At 56.3% G+C, this 20,670-nt stretch carries 16 protein-coding genes and 1 other annotated feature; of the genes, 15 read left to right on the plus strand and 1 reads right to left on the minus strand.

All coding sequences use genetic code 11. The annotated features are described in order from the left end of the window. Window positions 1-28: 28 nt before the first annotated feature. From GT003_RS00710 to GT003_RS00740, 7 genes are all read left to right on the plus strand, one after another. Entirely contained in the window at window positions 29-706 is a 678-nt protein-coding gene (locus GT003_RS00710) for a GTP pyrophosphokinase (RefSeq protein WP_161693384.1), read from the plus strand. Between the two features lie 289 nt (window positions 707-995). Continuing rightward, window positions 996-1,388: a DoxX family protein gene (locus GT003_RS00715; protein WP_161693386.1), complete on the plus strand. Its 393-nt coding sequence runs from the start codon at window positions 996-998 to the stop codon at window positions 1,386-1,388. Between the two features lie 846 nt (window positions 1,389-2,234). Further along, a complete protein-coding gene (locus tag GT003_RS00720; RefSeq protein WP_161693388.1) occupies window positions 2,235-4,025 on the plus strand; it encodes a sensor histidine kinase in 1,791 nt (596 codons plus the stop codon). Further along, window positions 4,018-5,577 carry a response regulator transcription factor gene (locus tag GT003_RS00725; RefSeq protein ID WP_161693390.1) on the plus strand — a complete coding sequence of 520 codons (1,560 nt, stop codon included), beginning with the start codon at window positions 4,018-4,020 and terminating at the stop codon, window positions 5,575-5,577. The genes GT003_RS00720 and GT003_RS00725 overlap by 8 nt, the downstream gene beginning before the upstream one ends. Window positions 5,578-5,692: 115 nt before the next feature. Continuing rightward, window positions 5,693-6,649: an ABC transporter permease gene (locus GT003_RS00730; protein WP_161693392.1), complete on the plus strand. Its 957-nt coding sequence runs from the start codon at window positions 5,693-5,695 to the stop codon at window positions 6,647-6,649. A gap of 14 nt (window positions 6,650-6,663) precedes the next feature. Next, window positions 6,664-7,569: a carbohydrate ABC transporter permease gene (locus GT003_RS00735; RefSeq protein ID WP_161693394.1), complete on the plus strand. Its 906-nt coding sequence runs from the start codon at window positions 6,664-6,666 to the stop codon at window positions 7,567-7,569. Window positions 7,570-8,017: 448 nt separating this feature from the next. Further along, window positions 8,018-9,790, plus strand: a complete 1,773-nt coding sequence (locus tag GT003_RS00740; protein ID WP_239565662.1) for an ABC transporter substrate-binding protein — start codon at window positions 8,018-8,020, stop codon at window positions 9,788-9,790. Between the two features lie 331 nt (window positions 9,791-10,121). On the opposite strand, the gene GT003_RS00745 is transcribed toward GT003_RS00740, so the two are convergent. Continuing rightward, window positions 10,122-10,280, minus strand: coding sequence for a hypothetical protein (locus tag GT003_RS00745; RefSeq protein WP_161693396.1), 159 nt, complete (start codon window positions 10,278-10,280; stop codon window positions 10,122-10,124). Window positions 10,281-10,337: 57 nt separating this feature from the next. Between GT003_RS00745 and GT003_RS00750 the strand changes: the two genes are divergently transcribed. The 8 genes from GT003_RS00750 (at window position 10,338) to tyrS (ending at window position 20,474) form a co-directional block, all read left to right on the plus strand. After that, window positions 10,338-11,114 carry a phytanoyl-CoA dioxygenase family protein gene (locus GT003_RS00750; protein WP_204798875.1) on the plus strand — a complete coding sequence of 259 codons (777 nt, stop codon included), beginning with the start codon at window positions 10,338-10,340 and terminating at the stop codon, window positions 11,112-11,114. Window positions 11,115-11,513: 399 nt separating this feature from the next. Beyond that, entirely contained in the window at window positions 11,514-14,636 is a 3,123-nt protein-coding gene (gene lacZ / locus GT003_RS00755; RefSeq protein WP_161693400.1) for a beta-galactosidase, LacZ type, read from the plus strand. 190 nt (window positions 14,637-14,826) lie between these two features. Continuing rightward, the gene (locus GT003_RS00760; protein ID WP_161693402.1) at window positions 14,827-15,255 is read left to right on the plus strand and encodes a DMT family transporter; all 429 of its coding nucleotides are present in this window, start codon (window positions 14,827-14,829) and stop codon (window positions 15,253-15,255) included. Window positions 15,256-15,322: 67 nt separating this feature from the next. Then, window positions 15,323-16,024, plus strand: coding sequence for a Crp/Fnr family transcriptional regulator (locus GT003_RS00765; protein WP_161693405.1), 702 nt, complete (start codon window positions 15,323-15,325; stop codon window positions 16,022-16,024). A 30-nt stretch (window positions 16,025-16,054) separates the two neighbouring features. Next, window positions 16,055-16,597: a DMT family transporter gene (locus tag GT003_RS00770; protein WP_161693407.1), complete on the plus strand. Its 543-nt coding sequence runs from the start codon at window positions 16,055-16,057 to the stop codon at window positions 16,595-16,597. An 81-nt stretch (window positions 16,598-16,678) separates the two neighbouring features. Further along, a complete protein-coding gene (locus GT003_RS00775; protein WP_161693409.1) occupies window positions 16,679-17,740 on the plus strand; it encodes a Gfo/Idh/MocA family protein in 1,062 nt (353 codons plus the stop codon). After that, window positions 17,737-18,846, plus strand: coding sequence for a Gfo/Idh/MocA family protein (locus GT003_RS00780; protein WP_161693411.1), 1,110 nt, complete (start codon window positions 17,737-17,739; stop codon window positions 18,844-18,846). The genes GT003_RS00775 and GT003_RS00780 overlap by 4 nt, the downstream gene beginning before the upstream one ends. Before the next feature lie 45 nt (window positions 18,847-18,891). Next, window positions 18,892-19,115: a binding site (T-box leader), on the plus strand. A gap of 72 nt (window positions 19,116-19,187) precedes the next feature. Next, a complete protein-coding gene (tyrS, locus tag GT003_RS00785) occupies window positions 19,188-20,474 on the plus strand; it encodes a tyrosine--tRNA ligase (RefSeq protein WP_161693413.1) in 1,287 nt (428 codons plus the stop codon). The last annotated feature ends 196 nt before the right edge of the window (window positions 20,475-20,670 follow it).

Raw genomic sequence — 20,670 nt, forward strand, 5'->3', positions numbered from 1 at the left:
TGTAGAATGCAGCAGGAGTGAAGAATCGATGATGGACAAGCAGATGGTCATGGAATGGGCGAAAATGCTCATGAGCTATAAATTCGCGCTCGACGAAGTAAGCACGAAGCTGACGATACTGAACGAAGAACTGCAATTCATTCAGAACTACAACCCGATCGAGCACGTGAAAACGCGAATCAAGTCGCCCGAGGGCATCGTGGAGAAGCTGCAGCGCAAAGGGCTTGAAGTCTCGAAGGAGAACGCCGCCGAGCATATTCGCGACATCGCGGGCGTGCGGGTCATCTGTTCCTTCACGACGGACGTGTACCGGGTATACGATATGATCCGCAGCCAAGGGGACGTCGAGGTCATCGAGCTGAAGGACTACATCAAGCATCCGAAGCCGAACGGCTACCAAAGCTTGCACCTGATCATCCAGATCCCGATTTTCTTATCGGACCGGACCGAGCACGTGAAGGTTGAGATCCAGCTGCGTACGATCGCGATGGATTTCTGGGCGAGCCTCGAGCACAAAATCTACTACCAGTTCCACGACGATATGCCCGAGTCCATCCGCGAACAGCTCAAATCGACGGCCGATATGATCAATATGCTGGACCGCCGCATGCTGAGGCTGAAGGAAGAGGTACAGAAGTTCAGCGACGAAGTCGAGGTAGGCAAGCAGCCGGCGCTGCAAATGCCGATGCTTCCTTCGTCCAAATAGACGCTGAAGCTAGACGGAAGCCGGATGGTGAAGCTTCAGTGAGGCTTTAGCTAGACATACGCAAGAGAAGAAGAGGCCCGGATGAAGCAAGCATCCGAGCCTTTTCTGTTTTGCGCAACGGCTAACATTCGGAGAGAGGCGGAAAAAAATAAAAATATTGCTTTGCGATGTCGATATTGCAACTGGCTGTTCGTTGTCATGATGAAGGGTAGCCAAGCGAATGTAGCGCGGGACGTTCGCGTGGTAGAAGCGCAGGTACATCATTCATTCACTTGGGGGAGATGGTTGTATGACGAAGACGATTTCGAAAGGCAGACTGTGGACGGCAAGAGCGATGAGCGGCATTGCGATCCTGTTTATGCTGTTCGACAGCATGACCAAATTATTCAAGCCTTCTTTTGTCGTGGATGCCACCGTCGACCTGGGATTCCAAGAACATCATATATACGTGATGGGCATCCTCGGGCTCCTATCGACGCTGCTTTACGCGTGGCCTCGCACGGCGAACCTGGGCGCGGTGTTGTTAACCGGCTATTTCGGCGGCGTGATCGCAACGCAGGTTCGTTTGGATGCTCCGCTGTTCTCCACGATTTTGTTCGCGGTGTATTTGGCCGTGCTGGTTTGGGGAGGCATTTGGCTCCGGGATGAGCAGGTACGCCGATTCTTTGCTGGTCGCCGTTAGAGGCGGCTGAAGCTGACTGTCCGTTCTCCATTCTCCGTGTGCGAGCGGAGAAGCTCGCCCGATTAAGATGCTCCCCGAGGGGAGCTTTTTTTGTTGGCAGAACAGCGCAAAAGCGCAAAGGCGGGGAGGCTCTTAAAGAAACGAGTGCACTTCTCCACAAAACATTTCTCCACAAAACACTTCCCAGAAGCCATCTCCCCCACAAACCCCTTTCCCAAAAGCCAACTGTCCCATAAACAACTGTCCCATAAACAACTGTCCCATAAACCAACTGTCCCATAAACAACTGTCCCATAAACAACTGTCCCATAAACCAACTGTCCCACAAACCACCTCTCACAAACCACCTCAAGCGCAGATGCCGTGGATCAATGTTGCAGCACACGACATGAGTTCGAAAGGAAGTCTAACGGTTGCCAGCGTCGCTAATTCACGAAAATTGCCACGTAAAAAACGCTAACGGTTGTGACAAGTGTTATTAGCTGTTTAGCAGCCGTTTTCAAAGGGGAAAACTCCCATTAAGCTTCTTGGCAGCCGTTACAGATTTAAAATGGCGATTTTGGGCCAAATAGGCCTTCGTACAACCGTTAGATTTATAAGGCTGCGGTTACTCACGGCCAATCCCATACCTTAGCTGACAAATGAACGAGATTCGGCAGCCGAGTCGTCCCATGCGCCCATCATCCAGCGCGAAATCACTAATTATGACATGAAAATGGAATAAATTGTGCTCTAGTTTTGTACGAACGGTTTGATTACAATGAACAAGGACAAAATTGACAGTTTCTATTTTGCAAAAATGCAAACGCTTACATAAATTGCATAAATTTTGGGAGGACATCCGGCATGATTTACTTCATGAAACGCGGCATCAATGACCTCAAGCTGAGAACGAAGCTGGTGTTTTCCTTTATCTTCGTCACGTTCGTGCCCGTGCTGATCGTGGGCGCCTTCCTCACCAGCGAGCTTCGCGACATGGCGCTGGACAATGCGCTCGAGCAGACGGCGAACAACATGGAACGGGTCAAGAAACGAACCGGCGAGGTCATCAACGTGTCGTACGATATTTCGTACCGCATGTCCAACGACAGCAGGCTGGAGACGCTGGCTAACCGGCATTACGAATCGGTGTACGAGGTTGTCAAGGCGTACAAGGAATATCCGGATATCAAGGATTACATTCGCTTGTACAAGGATATCTCCAACATCCGGCTGTACGTGAACAATCAGACGCTGCTGAACAACTGGGAATTTCTGCAGCCGACGCCGGATGTCTTGCAGGCCGACTGGTACAAGAGGGCGCTCACGAACAGCGGCCTTGCCGCTTGGTATTACATGGAGGACGAGCGCGATCATCGGTTTTATTTGAGTTTGGTGCGCAAAATCGATTTTCTGACCCAGCATACGAGCGGCGTGCTCGTCATTAACGTCAGCTCCGAGAAGCTGGATTCGATTCTCAGCCAGGAGAAGTTCGAGACGATGATCGTGGACGGCAACAATCGCATCGTCGCGGCGAATCGGCCGGGGCGCGTCGGAAGCACGCTGGCCAGCATCAGTTACGACCCTAACGTCATCGCGGCGAAGAGCGGCAGCTTCCAGGCGAACGTGGACGGCAATTCCTCGCAAATCCAAATCGAGCCGCTCGTGCCCGAGTCCAGCCTGAACGCCCTGCGCATTATTTCGGTGTTCTCCATCGACGACATCATGAAGGAGCCGAATCGCATCATCCGATTGGGATTGACGGTCATCCTCATCAGCCTGGTGGTCGCCATTATGCTGATCTACGGTTTCTCCGCGATGCTCTCCAAACGAATGATGCGCCTGAGCAAGTACATTACGAAGGTCGGCACGGGCAATTTGGACGTGGCGCTCGAGATCGACGGCAAAGACGAAATCGGGCAGCTGTCCAGGCAGTTCAACAGCATGGTGGCGAGCATCAACGAGCTGATCGTCGAGGTGCAGGATTCCAACCGGCAGAAGGTCGAGCTGGAGTCGAGGCAGAACGAGATCAAATTCAAAATGATGGCCAGCCAAATCAATCCGCATTTTCTGTTCAATGCGCTGGAATCGATCCGCATGAAAGCGCATCTGAAGGGCGAACGCGAAATATCGAACGTCGTCAAGCTGCTCGGCAAGCTGATGCGCAAGAACCTCGAGGCCGGCAGCCGCACCGTTCAGCTCTGCAATGAAATCGATATGGTGCGCTGTTATCTGGACATTCAGAAATTCCGTTACGAGGATCGGCTAAGGTACGAGCTGCATATCGATCCCTCCGCCGAGCAGGTGCCGGTCCTGCCGCTCATTATTCAGCCGTTGGCGGAAAATGCCGTCATTCATGGTTTGGAGAACCGGGAAGCCGGCGGATGCGTGCGCATCTCTGCCGTCGTGGAAGACGATCGCATCCAGGTGGAGGTGTCCGACAACGGAGAGGGGATTTCGCAGGAGAAGCTGGAGGAGCTCTGCGGTTCATTGGACGAGGTCGAGGAAAACGAAGGCAATCATATCGGACTCCGCAACGTGCATATGCGGCTGAAGCTGATGTACGGGCAGGAGTACGGCCTGCGCATTTGGAGCCGTCCTGGCGTAGGAACGAATGTTCAATTTACGATACCGATGGGAGTGGATCGCTATGTTTAACGTGCTGATTACCGATGATGAGCCTACTATCCGCGAGGGTCTGAGGACGTTGATCGATTGGGAAGGACTCGGCTATGCCGTCATGGACACGGCCGCCAACGGCAAGGATGCCTTGCGGAAAATCACGACCCATCGTCCCGATCTGCTCATCGTCGACATTCGGATGCCGGGCATGAGCGGTCTCGAACTGATCGAAGCGGTACGGAAGACGGATGATGAGGTGCATGTACTCATCCTGAGCGGGTACGCGGATTTCGACTATGCGAAGAAAGCCATCGGGCTGAATATTGACGGCTACCTGCTGAAGCCGGTCGACGAAGACGAGCTCACCGCGCATCTGAGCAAGCTCGCGGGCATCATGGAGCGCGAGCGGCAGGCTAAGCTGGCCAGCGGATCGATGCAGGAATGGAATCGGCAGAAGCTGCTGCAAGCTCTGGTGTCCGCCGACTTGGCGCAGCGGGACGCGCCGAGTCCGAGTGATTTGGAGGCGGCGGGCTTGTGCTGGGACAGTTACAGCATTGCGATCGTCAAGCTGAAAGGGAAGGATCGCGCCTTGGAGCCGGGCCAATTCGAGGCGATTCGGGACCGCTTCGTTACCGCCTACGATGAGACAGGGAGAGGCGTCGTCTTGGCTGTGGACGCCGCGCTCGTTCTGCTGCTGCCAGACCGGCTGCAGGAGGAACAGGTGCGCAGACGCGTATACAATGAGCTGGCATCGCTCGTTACGGAGCCCGGCGTGCATATTGCGGCCGTTGGCGGCTCGACAGTGACACAGCTTGGCGACATCCGCCAATCGTATCTGGAAGCAGCCCGGCTGCTGGAGCGGCGGTTCTTCTATACGGGCGGTCAGCTGGTCCTGGCAGGCACGGCACCGTTTCACCTGCCGGCAGCCATCTCGCCGTCGGCAGCGGATTGCACAGTCGATGTTCCGGCATTGGCGGATAAGCTGTATTTTGCCATCGATGTCGGCAACGCCGAAGCGGTCGCGCAGCTGATCGGCAGCACGGGCAGACGGTTGATCGATTGCGGCCAGACGGAGGAAGCCGTGAAATCCACCTTTGCCGGCCTAGTCACGGCCGTCGCGGGCAAGCTGTCCCAGTCCGGCGATGAACGGAAGCTGGATCATGACCGGCTGTCCCGCTGCATGCTGGCCATCTATGACCATATTCGTTACGACGAGCTGGAGCGGGAGCTGACCGCGATCCTGCCCGCCCTGCTGATCGGCAGCGCCGCCTGCAGCGGAGACAAGCAGATCAAGAAGATGATCGATCTGATCCAGCGCAGTTACGACGAGAATCTGAAGCTGGAGACGCTCGCCGAGGTATTCAATTACAACAGCGCGTATCTCGGGAAGCTGTTCAAGAGCGAGACGGGCGAATACTTCAACACCTACCTCGACAAGGTGAGGATCGAGAAGGCCAAGGAATTTCTGGAGCAGGGGCTGAAGGTTTATCAGGTAGCGGAGAAGGTCGGCTACGCCAACGCGGATTATTTTCACGCCAAATTCCGCAAATACGTCGGCGAATCGCCGTCCGCTTATAAGAAGAAGTGAGGGGTAGGCCGAAAGTCGGATGCAATTTTCACATGATTTTACCCCCAATTGCAGTGGTATTGGAAGCGCTTTATATCCGGTATCATAAAGCCATACAGCAAGGAGGTATCGCCAAATGAAAGCCGTTACAACGATCAAGCCGCAGCTTGCGGCACGACGCAAATCCCGTTTCTGGGGCACGTTCTTCCAACAGAAATATCTTTACTTGATGTCGCTTCCCTTCGTGCTGTGGGTGTTCGTCTTCAATTACCTTCCCCTCTGGGGCTGGACGATGGCGTTCCAAAAATTCAAGCCGAAGGATTCGTTCCTGGATCAGGAATGGGTCGGGCTCAAGTACTTCAAGGAACTGTTTCACGACGACTCGTTCTTCCAAGCGCTGCGCAACACGCTAGCGATGAGCGTCATGGGCCTGGTTGCCGGCTTCATCATCCCGATCGTGTTCGCGATCCTGCTGAACGAGGTTCGGATCGGCTTCCTGAAGCGGTTCGTGCAAACGATTTCCTACCTGCCGCATTTCGTGTCCTGGGTCGTCGCGGCGGGCATCGTCACCAAGATGCTCTCGACGGACAACGGGGCGGTCAACGATCTGCTGGTCGGGCTTCATATCATCCATGAGCCCATTCAATTCGCGGCCAAAGGCAATCTGTTCTGGAGCATCGTCACCGCTTCCGACATTTGGAAAGAGACCGGCTGGAACACGATCATCTACTTGGCGGCCATCGCCGGCATCGGGCCCGAGCTGTACGAAGCGGCGCGCGTCGACGGCGCCAGCAGGTCGCAGCAAGCGTGGCATATCACGCTGCCGGGCATTCGCTCCACGATCATCGTGCTCGTCATCATCTCGATCGGCCATCTCATCAGCATCGGCTTCGAGAAGCAGTTCCTGCTCGGCAACAATCTCGTGCGCGATTACTCGCAGACGCTTGACCTGTACGCGCTGAATTACGGCTTGGGCATGGGACGGTATTCGTTCGGGACGGCGATCAATATATTCAACTCCGTCGTCAGCGTCATTCTCCTGTTCACCGCGAACGGCATTTTCAAAAAAATCACGAAAGAAAGCATCATTTAGGGAGGCTGCGGCAGATGAAAGCACGATTATTCTCGAGCGGCACCCCCTGGTCAGACCGCTTCTTCGACTTCACCGTTTACTTCGTCATTACGCTCGTCACGATCATTACGCTGTACCCGTTTCTGAACGTGCTGGCGATATCGCTGAATGATTCGACCGACAGCGTCCGAGGCGGCATCACGATATTCCCGCGGGCGTTCACGTTCAAGAATTACGAAACGATCTTCGCTTTCTCCGGCCTGATCACCGGGCTGAAAATCTCGATCCTGCGCACGGTCGTCGGCACGATTCTCGGCCTGATCAGCGCTTCGATGCTGGCGTTCACGCTCAGCCGGGTCGACTTCCAGGGACGGCGCTTCGTCTCCACGTTTCTCGCGCTTACGATGTACGTGTCCGGCGGGTTGATTCCGACCTACATTCTGATCAAGGACCTGCACATGATGGGCACGTTCGCGGTCTATGTTCTTCCCGGTCTTGTGAGCGCCTTCAACGTGTTCGTCATCCGTTCGTTCATCGACGGCATCCCGTATGCGCTGCAGGAATCCGCCAAGCTGGACGGCGCCAACGACTTCACGATCTATTGGCGGGTCATCCTGCCGCTGACGAAGCCGGCGCTCGCCACGATCGCGCTCTTCCTGGCCGTCGGCCAATGGAACTCCTGGTTCGACACGTACCTCTACAACGGCTCGAAGGATTATCTGACGACGCTGCAATTCGAGCTCATGAAGGTCATTCAGAGCACGACGACCAACGCCGACAGCTTCCATGGCCGCAACATGACGGAGGTCATGGCGCAGATCTCGCCGGAATCGGTGAAGATGGCGATCACGATCATCGTAACCGTGCCGATCCTAGTGGTGTATCCATTCTTGCAGAACTACTTTGTAAAGGGTATGACGCTGGGCGCTGTAAAAAGCTAGCGTTATCCGGTCGGCCCGGTAGGTAAAAATCGCCCTGCGGTCGGTATGGGTCTACGCTCGGTCCGGAGAGTAAAAATCGCCCTGCGGTCGGTATGGGTCTCCAATCGCTGTTGTAGTCGGAAATCTTCATTGTATGAAAGATTAGAGGTGGATTTCTGACTACAAAGGCGAACGCTGACGCTTTTCCGACTCCATACCTCCCTCCGGGCGATTTTAACCGGGCTTCCTTAAAGCGTAACAGCACATGACAATCGACTCACAAACAGCTGCAACACAACGTTCATCAGCATTTGAACAGCGAACAGCAAAGCACACCTAAGCGAACCAGACGCGAACTACACAAACTTCAACTGACAACCCGGCACAACCATTACCACCACGCACGGTATCTACAGGCTTCCTGTTTATACAATATAATTTCAGAGATTCATATGGGAGGGTTTGCAACATGCAACGAGGGATTTCGAAGAAAGCATCGATGGCTCTTTCGCTAGTGCTTCTGACGGGAATGCTGGCGGCTTGCGGCAATGACGGCAACAACGGCAATAACGGCACTAACGCGGCCAACGACGGGAACGCCGCGACGACGAACGGCAACTCGAACAAAAATGCCAACGCTGGCGCGAATGACGGGAAGGATGCGGCGGAAGATCTGTCCCCGATCACGTTCTCCTATTTCAGCGAAGACCCGAATCCGAATTGGAACAACATGCAGGACGAAGTGTCCAAGGAAATCACGAAGAAGACCGGCGTGACGCTGGATGCCGAATTCGCGGTGGGCGACCCTGCGCAGAAGGTCGCGCTGATCGCGACGAGCGGCGAATATCCGGATCTAATCGCGGCGAAAGGCGACATCGGCAAGCTGGTAGACGCCGGCGCCGTGCTTGATTTGACCGATCTCATCGATAAATACGCACCGAACATCAAGAAAGTGCTCGGCGATTATATGGTGCGGGCCAAATACACCAATGACGACCAAGCCATCTACGCGATCCCGACTTGGGCAGCCGCGGACGAACAGCGCTTCGTCGCCGGCGGCGGCTTCGAGCTGCAGCACCGCGTCGTGAAGGAAGCGGGCTATCCGGAGATCCGTACGGTACAGGATTACGAGAAGGTCATGAAGGACTACCTGGCGAAGCACCCGACGGACGAGAACGGCAACAAAAACATCGGCCTGTCCCTGAACGCCGACGACTGGCATATGTACATCTCCGTCACGAACCCGGCATTCCTGGCGACGGGCGGCTCCGATGACGGCGAATACTTCATCAATCAGGACACGAACGAAGTCACGTACCACTTCCGTCGTCCGGAAGAGAAGGAATATTTCCGCTGGCTGAACCACATGAACGCCGAAGGTTTGCTGGACCAAGAAAGCTTCGTGCAAAAATACGACCAGTATAAAGCGAAAGTCGCGACGGGCCGCGTGCTCGGCTTGATCGATCAGGATTGGGATTACAACGACGCGCAGCAAGCGCTGAAGACGGCCGGCAAATTCGACCAAACGTACGGACACTACCCGGTTACGTTGACGAAGGACTACAAGGATACGTCGTTCTGGCCTACGGGCTTCATGGGCGGCTACGGCATCGCGATCTCCAGCACGTGTAAAGACCCTGTCCGTGCCATCAAGTTCCTGGACTTCCTCGCTTCCGACGAAGGCCAAATCCTGAACAACTGGGGTATCGAAGGCAAGCACTACGTCATGGAGAACGGCAAACGCGTCGTTCCGAAGGAAGTACAAGACCGCATCAACAACGACAACACGGCATTCACGAAAGAAACCGGCATCGGCTTCTACTGGAACATCATGGCGCATTACGGCGACGGCGCCAAGGATCCATCCGGCAACTACTACACGAAGAACTTCCCTGAGCAATTGGTCAACGGCTACAGCGACGTTGAGAAGGAAACCTTGGCTGCGTACAAAGCGACGACTTGGAAGGATCTGTTCCCGAAAGAGGACGAATTCAAGGTCAAATCGTACGGCGCGGCTTGGAACATCTCCATCCCTGGCGAAGACGACGTGACGATCCTGGGTCAAAAAATGCGCGACATCACGTGGAAACGGGTTCCGGAAGCGATCCTTGCGAAGCCTGCCGATTTCGACAAGGTATGGGATTCGTACATGGAAGAGCTGAAGAAAGCCGGCGTCGAGAAAATGGAAGACGGCTACGAGAAGTATGTTAAAGACCGCGTGGAATTGTGGAGCGCGAAATAAGCCGCATCTAAAGCCAAAAGCCCGGACAGCCGTCCGGGCTTTTGGGCGTAGATCGTGGAGTAAGCGCTGTATGCTGGGAGTTCGGCAAGCGAAGGAAGCCTTCCCGAACGTTGATCGTGAATGCGGCTGAACTCTAACGGCTGCCAGCGTCGCTAATCGTCGAAAAAGGCGGCTAAATAAACGCTAACGGCTGTGACAGAAGCTATTTCGCCAAAAGGGTTGATTTGCATGGGAAAATCGCGCAATAAGCCTTCTGACAACCGTTAGCGCAAAGAATAGGCCTTTTTGAACCGATTAGCGTTCCGTGCAACCGTTAACCGCTGCAGGGTGATTAGGTTTGTTTTTCGTAAGCTTGACTAAAGCGGCGAGCAAGAGCGGCAAGAGCGGCAAGAGCGGCAAGAGCGGCATGTGCGGCGTTTGTAAATCGATCCGCTATTACCTGCAGGATGTCAGTTATTTGCAAAAAGATGGCGCTTTCAAACAAAGACAAGGCATCCGATCCGCCCTTATACTGAGGAATAAGATGCACCTATAGGGAGCGATGGTTATGACGGCAAAAGAAACGCTGCGCGCGCAGTACGACGAGCAAGGATACGTTCAGGTGCCGAACGTGCTGGACGAAGCGCTTATCGGCGAGACGAGGGAGCATCTGGACTGGCTGGCGGCGAAATACCCGGATCTCCGTCCGGAACAGTACCATTCCGACCTGATGGGGAAAGATCCGTTCTGGCATCGGCTGATCAGCGACGAGCGCCTGCTGGACATCGCGGAAGCTTTTATCGGGCCGGATATCGCGTTGTTCGCCACGCATTATATCAGCAAGCCGGCCTATGACGGCCAGCCCGTTCTGTGGCATCAAGACGGAAGCTATTGGCCGCTGGAGCCGATGGACGTCGTTACGCTGTGGCTGGCGGTGGACGATTCCGTTCCCGAGAACGGCTGCATGCGGGTCATTCCCGGCACGCAGCATATGGATCTGCAGGAGATGATCGCCCGTAACGACGTGGAGAACGTGCTCGGCTCGGCGATCGATTCGTCGCTGGTCGACGAATCGTCGGCCGTCGACATCGTCCTCCCCGCAGGCAGCGTCTCCGTGCATCATCCGAACGTGATTCACGGCTCCAACGCGAATCTGTCGCCGATGCGCCGCGCCGGACTTACGATTCGCTATATCCCGACCTCGACGCGCATCAAGGTGACGCCATGGCACAGCGGCTTTCTGCTGCGAGGCAAACCGGTGGAGGGGATAAACGACTACCTGCCTAAGCCGCGGTTCGTCCCAGGCGAACATATGCCGTTCAGAGGCAGCGAAGCGTATCGTTAATACGCCTTGCAGTTACCTTTAAACGTGATGCGCTCGTCGCGATTGTCCATCATTCATCGCTCATCGGTTCATCATTCATCGATCATAATGAATCATATCGTTTAGCTAAGAATCACACGCGAAAATCCAGAAAACCGTCTCCGCGCATACTCGCGCGGGGACGGTTTTTTTAGCTTGCATGCGGGCGGTTACCTTAAATTTCCGCAACGATAAGTACATTCGTAATTTTCGCCGCATCCTGCGTGGACCCGTTCAAAACGACAGGGATTTTTATTGCATGGCCGTGTTTTATTTTATATATACATCCTTAATCCGGCTAATTATAGTGAAAATTATAGTTAAAAAACAGGACATGCGTTCATGACGGACGTCTGTACATGACGAAAGAGGCTGCCGATAATGAAACCGAAATTTACGTATACGCCGCCGGCGAACGGCTACCCGGAGTGGAACAATAATCCGGATATTTTCGAGCTGAATCGCATGAAAGCGCACGCCACGCTGATCCCTTTCGATTCCGTGGAAGAAGCGCTCAAGAACGACCGCACCGCTTCGCGCAGCTATATGTCGCTGAACGGCACGTGGAAATTCGCTTTCGCGGAGAACCCGTCCAAGCGAATTCGGAATTTCTGCGAGGAAGGCTTCGATCATGCGGATTGGCCCGATATCGAGGTACCCGGACACTGGCAGCTGCAGGGTTACGATTACCCGCAGTATACGAATGTCCGCTACCCGTGGGAGACGTCGGAGCCGGAGCTGGCGTCCCCGTTCGCGCCTACGCTGTATAACCCTGTCGGCTCGTATGCCCGTACGTTCGCGGTGCCGGATCATTGGCAGGGGCAGCCTGTATTCATCAGCTTCCAAGGCGTGGAATCCGCTTTCTACGTATGGGTCAACGGCGAGCTTGCGGGCTACAGCGAGGATACGTTTACGCCGGCTGAATTCGACCTTACCCCCTATTTGAGACCCGGCGAGAATAAGCTTGCGGTCGAGGTCTATCGGTGGTGCGATGCGAGCTGGCTGGAGGATCAGGATTTCTGGCGGCTGAGCGGTATATTTCGCGATGTTTACCTGTATACGGTGCCGAAGGCGCATGTGTACGATTTCTTCGTGTCTACGGAGCTTGATGAAGCCTGCACGGACGCGAAGCTCAACGTGAAAGCGACGTTGATGAATCATCGGGAAGCCGATCTGGGTTCGATCACGCTCGAAGCGCAGTTGTACGATGCCAGGCAAAAGGCCGTGTTCGCGGAGCCGATGACGGGATCGGCAGCCCTTGGCGCCGGGATCGCGGAAGCGCAGGTCGAGTTATCGGCCCCTGTCGCCAATCCGTTGAAATGGAGCGCCGAGGAACCGCATCTCTACACGCTCGTGCTCAGCTTGAAGCATCGGAACGGGGAGCTGCTGGAGACGATCAGTACGCGGACGGGGTTCCGTCGTTTCGAGATCCGAGACGGACTCATGCTCATCAACGGGCAACGAATCGTGTTCAAGGGCGTCAATCGCCATGAGTTTTGCGTCGACGGCGGCCGCGTAATGAAGCTCGAAGACATGCTCGCGGACGTCAAACTCATGAAGGCGTACAATATCAATGCCGTACGTACCGCCCATTATCCGAACAATCCGTTGTGGTACGAGCTGTGCGACGAATACGGCATCTACGTGATCGACGAAACCAACCTGGAGACGCACGGCACTTGGAGCGGCGGTCAGACCGAGCTGCTTCCGACGACGGTGCCCGGCAGCAAGCCGGAATGGACGGCGAACGTCATCGACCGCGCGAATTCCATGATGCAGCGGGACAAGAACCATCCTTCGATCGTCATGTGGTCGCTTGGCAATGAGGCGTTCGGCGGCGATAATTTCGTCCGGATGCATGACTTCCTGCGTGAGGCGGACCCGACGCGGGTCGTTCATTATGAAGGCGTCGTGAATTGGAAGGCATCCGCCGATGCGACGGACGTGGAGAGTTACATGTACGTCAGGCCGAGCGGCTTGATCGCGTACGCGAACGCGCCCGGACCGAAGAAGCCGTATATCCTGTGCGAGTACAGCCACGCCATGGGAAATTCCCTCGGCGGTTTGCATCTGTATACCGAATTGTTCGATCGGTATCCCGTGCTCCAAGGCGGATTTATTTGGGACTGGGTAGACCAAAGCCTCTGGAAGACCGAAGCGGACGGCAAGAGATATTTGGCGTACGGCGGAGATTTCGGCGAGACCCCTCATTCCGGCAACTTCTGCGGCAACGGTCTTCTTCTAGCCGACCGTTCCGTCTCGCCGAAGCTGATCGAAGCCAAGAAATGCTACCAAAATATTGACATTTCCGAAGTGGACGGCGCGCGGGGCATCTACCGCATCGCGAATAAGAACTTATTTACGAATACGGATGCGTATTTGCTCCAGTGGTCGATTGCCGTAGACGGCGCCGCCTATGCGGAAGGCCATCTTAATGTCTCGGTCGCGCCACTCGCCAGCAAGGAGATCACGCTTGCGCTCCCGAAACCGGAGCAGAGGGGAGAAGCGGTGCTTACGATCAGCTTCGTAACGAAGAAAGCCGAGAAGTGGGCGGAAGCGGGTCATGAGGTGGCCTTCGAACAATTCGTTCTTCCCGTCGCGAAGCCCGTTACCGCCGTGATTGCGCCCATGAAGAGCTGCGGTCCCGTGAATGCCATGGTTCAATCCGGTTCGTTGATCGTAAGCGGCCATCGCTTCAGTGCCCGGTTCGATACGGCAAACGGCAGCTTGGTTTCTTATAGCGTCGGCGGAACCGAATTTCTCAAAGGCGCGCTCGCGCCGAACTTCTGGCGGGCCTACACGGATAATGACCGCGGCAATAAACAGCATGAACGCTGCGCGACCTGGAGAAGCGCAGGCGAAGAACGCATGCTTTGCTCGCTGCGTTGGGAACCGCTGGCCGACCGCGTCATCGTGCATGCCGATTACGTGCTGCCGACAACATCGGAATCGGCTTGCAAGGTGACGTATACGGTTCTCGGCAGCGGAGCGATTGAAGTGCAGCTGCGGCTGGATCCGGGGAGCCGTCTGCCGGAAATACCCGAAATCGGCCTGATGTTCGGCATGGACGGCTCGTTCGCGGACCTGGAATGGTACGGCAAAGGACCGCATGAATCGTACTGGGATCGTCAGCTCAGCGCCAAAATCGGCATCCATCAAGGTAAAGTTGCAGACCAGTTCGTGCCTTACCTAAGACCGCAGGAATGCGGCAATAAGATGGACGTGCGCCGTGCCGCGATCTCGAATGCAAGCGGAGCCGCATTGCACATCGCAGGACATCCGATCTTCGAGCTGAACGCGCTGCCGTATACCCCTTTCGAGCTGGAAGCCAGCGATCATGCGCATAAGCTGCCTGCCAGCGACACGACGGTCGTTCGCGTCAATTATCGGCAAATGGGCGTCGGCGGCGACGACAGCTGGGGTTCGAAGCCGCACGAACCCTATTTATTGCCGGCGGATAAGAGCTATTCCTATCGCTTCACGCTGCAAGGCAAGGCCGACTAGCTCCCCGGAAACGCATCGATTAGAACGTATTTGCTTAGGTATGCCCTGAACCGGCGAGGTTCGGGGCTTTTTGCCGTCCGCGCAGCGCCCGAATTCGCATCTTGGAGCGGTCAGGGACATATGTCCTTCACTGTAAGCGCCAAAGCAGCCATTATTTAAAGGAGAAGAGATATCGAGGAGTGAATCATTCGTGAGAGGCATTTTATTCGCCTGCTTGGGCGGCGTCTTCATCGCGCTGCAGGGAGCGGCCAATTCGCGCATCAGCGAAGGGATCGGCACTTGGCAGACGGCCGCGCTCACGCAATTGACCGGGTTCGCGGCGGCGCTGGTCATTACGCTCGCGGTTCGGGACAGAAGCTGGCGCAGCCTGAAGCAAGTCAAGCCGTTGTATCTATCGAGCGGCGCCTTCGGAGCGGTTATTATATTCGGTAACGTCGCGGCCATGCACCGGGTCGGAGCCGCCGTTACGATATCCGCGGTCATGATCGCCCAACTGCTGCTGACCTTCGTCATCGACAGCCGCGGTTGGTTCGATCTCGCGAAGCTCAAGGTCAAGCCGCCGCAGTTCATCGGGATCGGGATAATGGCAGCCGGCGTGGTCATACTAGGGCTGAATTAGGCGTAGGCGGTCAAATGGGAACGCTTGGCGTCGGTTTCGGGCAGGAGTCGAAAGGGGAAAAGAACATTTGAATGAAATTCAAGACGGAAGGGAAGTCGGGCATTACTTGCAGCTTCACGGGCTAAGCAGCGTATTCCATGAAGCGCTGCGGCCGCATATGTCGCTCGATCGCTACAAACAAGGAGAGCTGATCTGCTCCCAAGGCGATCCGTCGCACACGCTGTATGTCCTCGTGAAGGGGAAGATCAAGATCTATACCGACTCCGCGGAGGGACGCACGCTCATCCTCTCGTTCAAGACGCCGGTCGATACGATCGGCGATATCGAATACGTGCAGGATGCGGCGATTCTCAATACGGTCGAAGCGGTCTCGTCCGTGGAGATGATTAGCATTCCCTATAAGCGGCTTCGGAGTCATGCCGGCGACCATGCGCCGTTTCTGCAATTTCTGTTAACGAATATTTCGCGCAAGTTCTATGCCAAGTCCTTGACGATGAGCTTTAATCTCATGCAGCCGGTAGACGTGCGGCTTGCCGGTTATTTGCTTTCCGTCGCTTTCGCGGATGCGGAACCGGAATCCGGCGGCAGCATAAGCACCTCCGGTCTGCGGGATGCGGCTCATCTGATCGGCACCAGCTATCGGCATGTGAACCGGGTCTTAGGGCAATTCGCCGCGGACGGTCTGATCGAGCGGACGAAGGGCATGATTCTCGTCAAGGATAGAGCGGGCTTGAGCGTGCGCGCCAATCATAATATCTACGAATCATAGACCGAATGAATAGGAAGGGAGAATGAAACCATGCTGCAAGGCTTCCTCATCGCACTTATCGCGGGCTCGTTGGTCAGCCTGCAGACAATATTCAATAGCAAGGTAAACGGACAAGCGGGTTCTTGGGTGACGACGACGCTCGTATTGGGATTGGGGTTTGCGGCCTCCTTGACGCTCGGCTTGATATTGGAAGGCCGGGCGATGTTCAGCTTGGAGCATGCGAAGGCATGGTTCTTCTTCAGCGGCCTGATCGGCGTCGGCGTGGTCACTTGTCTCATGCAGGGAATCAGGCGTCTCGGGCCAACGTATGCCGTCTCGCTGTCGCTTGCTTCCCAGCTCGTCTGCGCATTGGTTCTGGACTCGCAGGGCTGGCTGGGCTTGACCAAGGTCGACCTGACGCCCGGCAGACTGATCGGCGTGCTCGTCATCGTAGCCGGCATGCTGGTATTCAAGCTCGGCGGCAGGCGCGCGGGCACAGGGAAAGAGGCCGACGGGCCGAAAGCCGAAGCGAAAACTGCCGCGAAGGCCGGGCTGCCCGCAGGAGTTGCCGGCTCCAACGGAGAAGCAGTATAAAGAATAAGGCGCTTCAGGTTTCGAGCCCGGGATGCCGGGAGCGAAGCCTGGACGATGTACATAACGAGAGGAGTTGCATGCATGACTAAATTAACGGCGTCCGTCGTGGGCGGCGGGCAAGGCGGTCAGTTGAGCATGAAAGCGCTTGCCGATTCGGATCGTTACGAGCTGAAAGCCGTTGCCGATCTGAGGCCCGACATCTGCGAGCAGTTGCAAGCGATGTACCCGGCTATTCAAACGTTTACCGATCACCGGGAAATGCTGGCCGCATGTCCTACGGATATCGTATGCGTCAGCACGTTTCCGCCTTCGCACGAGGAGGTCACGCTGGACGCCTTGAAGCTGCCGCTGAAAGGAATTCTCGTGGAGAAACCGCTCGGCCATACCGTCGCGTCCGGCCGCGCGATCCTGCAAGCGATCCAGAGCCGCGGAATACCGATGACGGTGCCGCATGGCATGCTGACGAAGGCGACCCAAACGGAAGTTATCGGCAGGGTGCGGCGCGGCGAGATCGGCGAATTCAAGCTGCTGGAAATTCAATGCACCCGATGGGATATTATCAACGCCGGCATTCACTGGCTGAACTTCTTCGTGCAGCTGACCGGCATCGAGCCGCTCGCTTATGTCATGGCGCAGGCCGATACGAGCACGCGCACGTACAGGGACGGCATGCAGGTGGAGACGGTGGCCGTTACGTATGCGCAGACCCGAAGCGGGATTCGCGTCGTCATGATAACGGGCGACGAGGTGCAGATCAATTGCGAAGGCAAGGAGACGCTGTTCCGCATCGTGGGCACGAAAGGAACGATCGAATTCTGGGGCTGGGAAGACGGCTACATCCTGTTGAACGAAGCGCATCCGGCGGGCGAGCTGATCATGCCCGAAGAATTCGCGGTTACCGGCCATCGGCGCCTGTTGGAAACGATGGCCGACGAGATCGAGCGGGACACGGCCGATTACGGACTCGCGGTCAGTTCGCTCGCCGCGCTCGAAATCGTCGAAGGCGCCTACTTGTCCGCTCGCTGCGGCTGCAAGGTTACCTTCCCCGTCGACGCGTTCGAACCGCCTTCCGCGGGTCGGGATTGGATTCCGGGCATCCCTTATTCCGGCATCGGCGGCGGCCGGAACGGGAGGCAGCTATGAGCGCGGTCGGCTTCGGGATTGTCGGCGGCGGCTGGCGAACCGAGTTCTTCCTGCGCATCGCCAAGGCGCTGCCCGAGCGATTTCAGGTGACGGGCGTCGTCGTCCGGGACGCTGACAAGGGAGCGGCTTTCGAGCGGCAATGGAACGTTCCGACTTACCGCACCGTGGATGCGCTGCTTGATCGGGCAGAGCTGGAATTTGTCGTCGTCAGCGTACCGCGAAAGGTCGCTCCGTCCATCATGCTGGAGCTGGTCCGGCGCGATGTACCCGTGCTTTGCGAGACGCCGCCGGCCGAGACGCTGGAGGAGATGATCTCGTTGTACGGGCAGACCGCCGGACGGGGAAGGATTCAAGTCGCGGAACAGTATGCCTTTCAGCCCAATCATGCCGGGCGGCTGGCGATCGTCCGATCCGGCCGTCTGGGCCGCGTGACGCAGGCGCAGGTATCGGCCGCGCACGATTACCATGGCATCAGCCTGATGCGCAGGTACTTGGATATCGGCTTCGAGAACGCGGTCATCCGCGCGTCGGCGTTCGTATCGCAGATCGTGGAGGGATCGGGCCGCTCGGGTCCGCCGCAGGAGCATCGCATCGTGGATTCCAGCCAAGTGATGGCTGCTTTTGATTTCGGCGACCGCTATGGTTCTTATGATTTTACGGGGGACCAATATTTCTCCTGGATTCGCTCGCCGCGTCTGCTCGTGAGAGGCGAACGAGGGGAGATCAATAATTTCGATATCCGTTACCTGCTAGACCATCTAACGCCGGTGCACGTGCAGCTGACGCGTCAGCAGACGGGGCTCGATGGCAATTTGGAGGGCTTCTATCTGAAAGGCTTGCACTGCGGCGAACAAGTCGTTTATACGAACGCCACGGCGCCGGCCAGGCTGACCGACGACGAGATCGCGATCGCGGAATGCCTGGCGCGAATGGCGGACTATGCTGCGGGCGGTCCTGATTTCTATTCGCTGGCGGAAGCCTGCCAAGATCATTATTTGGCGCTTGCGATGCAGCAATCGCTGCGTTCCGGCGAAGCGGTGACGACCGAAACGCAGTGCTGGGCAAGTAACGGCGCCGCAGGCCGCTTGGCTAGACGCGGAAGTTGACAAGTCGATCCATGTCTACTAAAGTGGATGTATCGATTCATCCATGATCAAGCGATGAAGGGATTCAGTAGCGTTCAGCTCATGCTTCCAGAGAACCGGCGGTTGGTGCAAGCCGGTACTTGATTGAACGCGAATTACCTCCCCGAGCTTCTTGTCCCGAACCCGCGCGCCGCGCGGAAGGGAGAGACGGCCGTCCGCCGTTACCGGGCAGAGTGGAATGCGCGCTTGCGTATTCAATTAGGGTGGTACCGCGATGACTCGTCCCTGTCTATGACAGGGGCGGGTCTTTTTGAGTTCGGTTTGAGTTCGTTTTTAGTACGTAACTATAGGAGGATATGGATATGGCACAAGACATCGCAACCGGCCAAGCGGCCTTATTGGAGGATTTGGATTACAGGGGACTGATTCATCAGGTCACCGATCGGGAAGGGTTGAGCGCCAAACTGCAGGATGAACGCGTCCTGCTGTACTGCGGATTCGACCCGACGGCGGACAGCCTGCATATCGGGAGCCTGCTGCCGATTCTGATGCTGCGCCGGTTCCAGAACGCCGGTCACGTTCCGATCGCGCTGGTCGGCGGCGGCACGGGCTTGATCGGCGACCCGAGCGGCCGTTCGTCGGAGCGCTCGCTCAACACGGCGGATACGGTAGCGGAATGGACGAACAGCTTGAAGCGGCAGCTGTCGAACTTCCTGGACTTCGAAGCGGAGCACAACCCGGCCAAGCTCGTGAGCAATTACGATTGGATTTCGCAGCTGGACGTGATCTCCTTCCTCCGAGACGTAGGGAAACATTTCACGGTTAATTACATGCTCGCCAAGGATTCTGTCGATTCGCGCCTGTCGAACGGCATCTCGTTTACCGAGTTCAGCTACATGATCCTGCAAGCTTACGATTTCCTGAAGCTGCGTCAAGATCATGGCTGCGCGCTGCAGATCGGGGGCAGCGACCAGTGGGGCAACATTACGGCCGGTCTGGATCTCATCGGCAAAATGGGCGAATCCGGCGCGTTCGGACTGACCATGCCGCTCGTCACCAAGAGCGACGGCAAGAAATTCGGCAAATCCGAATCGGGCGCGATCTGGCTCGACCGGAACAAAACGTCGGTGTACCACTTCTACCAATTCTGGATGAACACGGACGACAGCGACGTCGTCAAATTCCTGAAGTACTTCACGTTCCTGACTCCGGCGCACATCGAGGAGCTGGAGAACGAGCTTAAGGAGCGTCCGGAGAAGCGCGCGGCGCAGCGCGAGCTTGCACGCCAAGTGACGCGGCTCGTGCACGGCGAAGAAGCCGTGGAGAGCGCGGAGAAGATTACGCAGGCGCTGTTCTCCGGCGATATTACGAAGCTGACGGAAGCCGAGCTCGTGGAGGCGCTGCAGGATCTGCCGACGACGGTCATTACCGATCAGGCGGATCGCCTGTTGGTCGATCTGATGATCGAGGCGGGAGCGGCCCCGTCCAAGCGCCAGGCGAAGCAGGACATCGAGAGCGGCGCTGTTTCCGTCAACGGCGAGAAGCTGACGAGCCTGGAAGCCGTCGTTCAAGCGGAGCACCGCCTGCACGGCAAATACGTCGTGCTGCGCCGCGGCAAAAAAAATTATTTCTTGATTCGCTTCGAATAACCGATCATGAGAAGGCTGCCGGCATCGTTCCGGCAGCTTTCGTTTTTTTGAGGCAGGTTGATACTTTATTCATATAGCTTAGTTATTCATAGGGCTTAATTAAGCAACGAACTGGCGAGAATAATTAAATGTATTTTCCCCCTTTCTATAGAAGAACGCAGATTGGATAATGATGATCGATGACCGTTGCTTTCAT

The organism is Paenibacillus sacheonensis (assembly GCF_009909195.1).
Taxonomy (GTDB): Bacteria; Bacillota; Bacilli; order Paenibacillales; family Paenibacillaceae; genus Paenibacillus_Z; species Paenibacillus_Z sacheonensis.

Bases quoted from the DNA above. Each gene is read 5' to 3' on its own strand.
- GT003_RS00710 (WP_161693384.1), top strand. From the start codon at position 29: ATGATGGACAAGCAGATGGTCATGGAATGGGCGAAAATGCTCATGAGC.
- GT003_RS00715 (WP_161693386.1), top strand. From the start codon at position 996: ATGACGAAGACGATTTCGAAAGGCAGACTGTGGACGGCAAGAGCGATG.
- GT003_RS00720 (WP_161693388.1), top strand. From the start codon at position 2,235: ATGATTTACTTCATGAAACGCGGCATCAATGACCTCAAGCTGAGAACG.
- GT003_RS00725 (WP_161693390.1), top strand. From the start codon at position 4,018: ATGTTTAACGTGCTGATTACCGATGATGAGCCTACTATCCGCGAGGGT.
- GT003_RS00730 (WP_161693392.1), top strand. From the start codon at position 5,693: ATGAAAGCCGTTACAACGATCAAGCCGCAGCTTGCGGCACGACGCAAA.
- GT003_RS00735 (WP_161693394.1), top strand. From the start codon at position 6,664: ATGAAAGCACGATTATTCTCGAGCGGCACCCCCTGGTCAGACCGCTTC.
- GT003_RS00740 (WP_239565662.1), top strand. From the start codon at position 8,018: ATGCAACGAGGGATTTCGAAGAAAGCATCGATGGCTCTTTCGCTAGTG.
- GT003_RS00750 (WP_204798875.1), top strand. From the start codon at position 10,338: ATGACGGCAAAAGAAACGCTGCGCGCGCAGTACGACGAGCAAGGATAC.
- lacZ (WP_161693400.1), top strand. From the start codon at position 11,514: ATGAAACCGAAATTTACGTATACGCCGCCGGCGAACGGCTACCCGGAG.
- GT003_RS00770 (WP_161693407.1), top strand. From the start codon at position 16,055: ATGCTGCAAGGCTTCCTCATCGCACTTATCGCGGGCTCGTTGGTCAGC.
- GT003_RS00775 (WP_161693409.1), top strand. From the start codon at position 16,679: ATGACTAAATTAACGGCGTCCGTCGTGGGCGGCGGGCAAGGCGGTCAG.
- GT003_RS00780 (WP_161693411.1), top strand. From the start codon at position 17,737: ATGAGCGCGGTCGGCTTCGGGATTGTCGGCGGCGGCTGGCGAACCGAG.
- tyrS (WP_161693413.1), top strand. From the start codon at position 19,188: ATGGCACAAGACATCGCAACCGGCCAAGCGGCCTTATTGGAGGATTTG.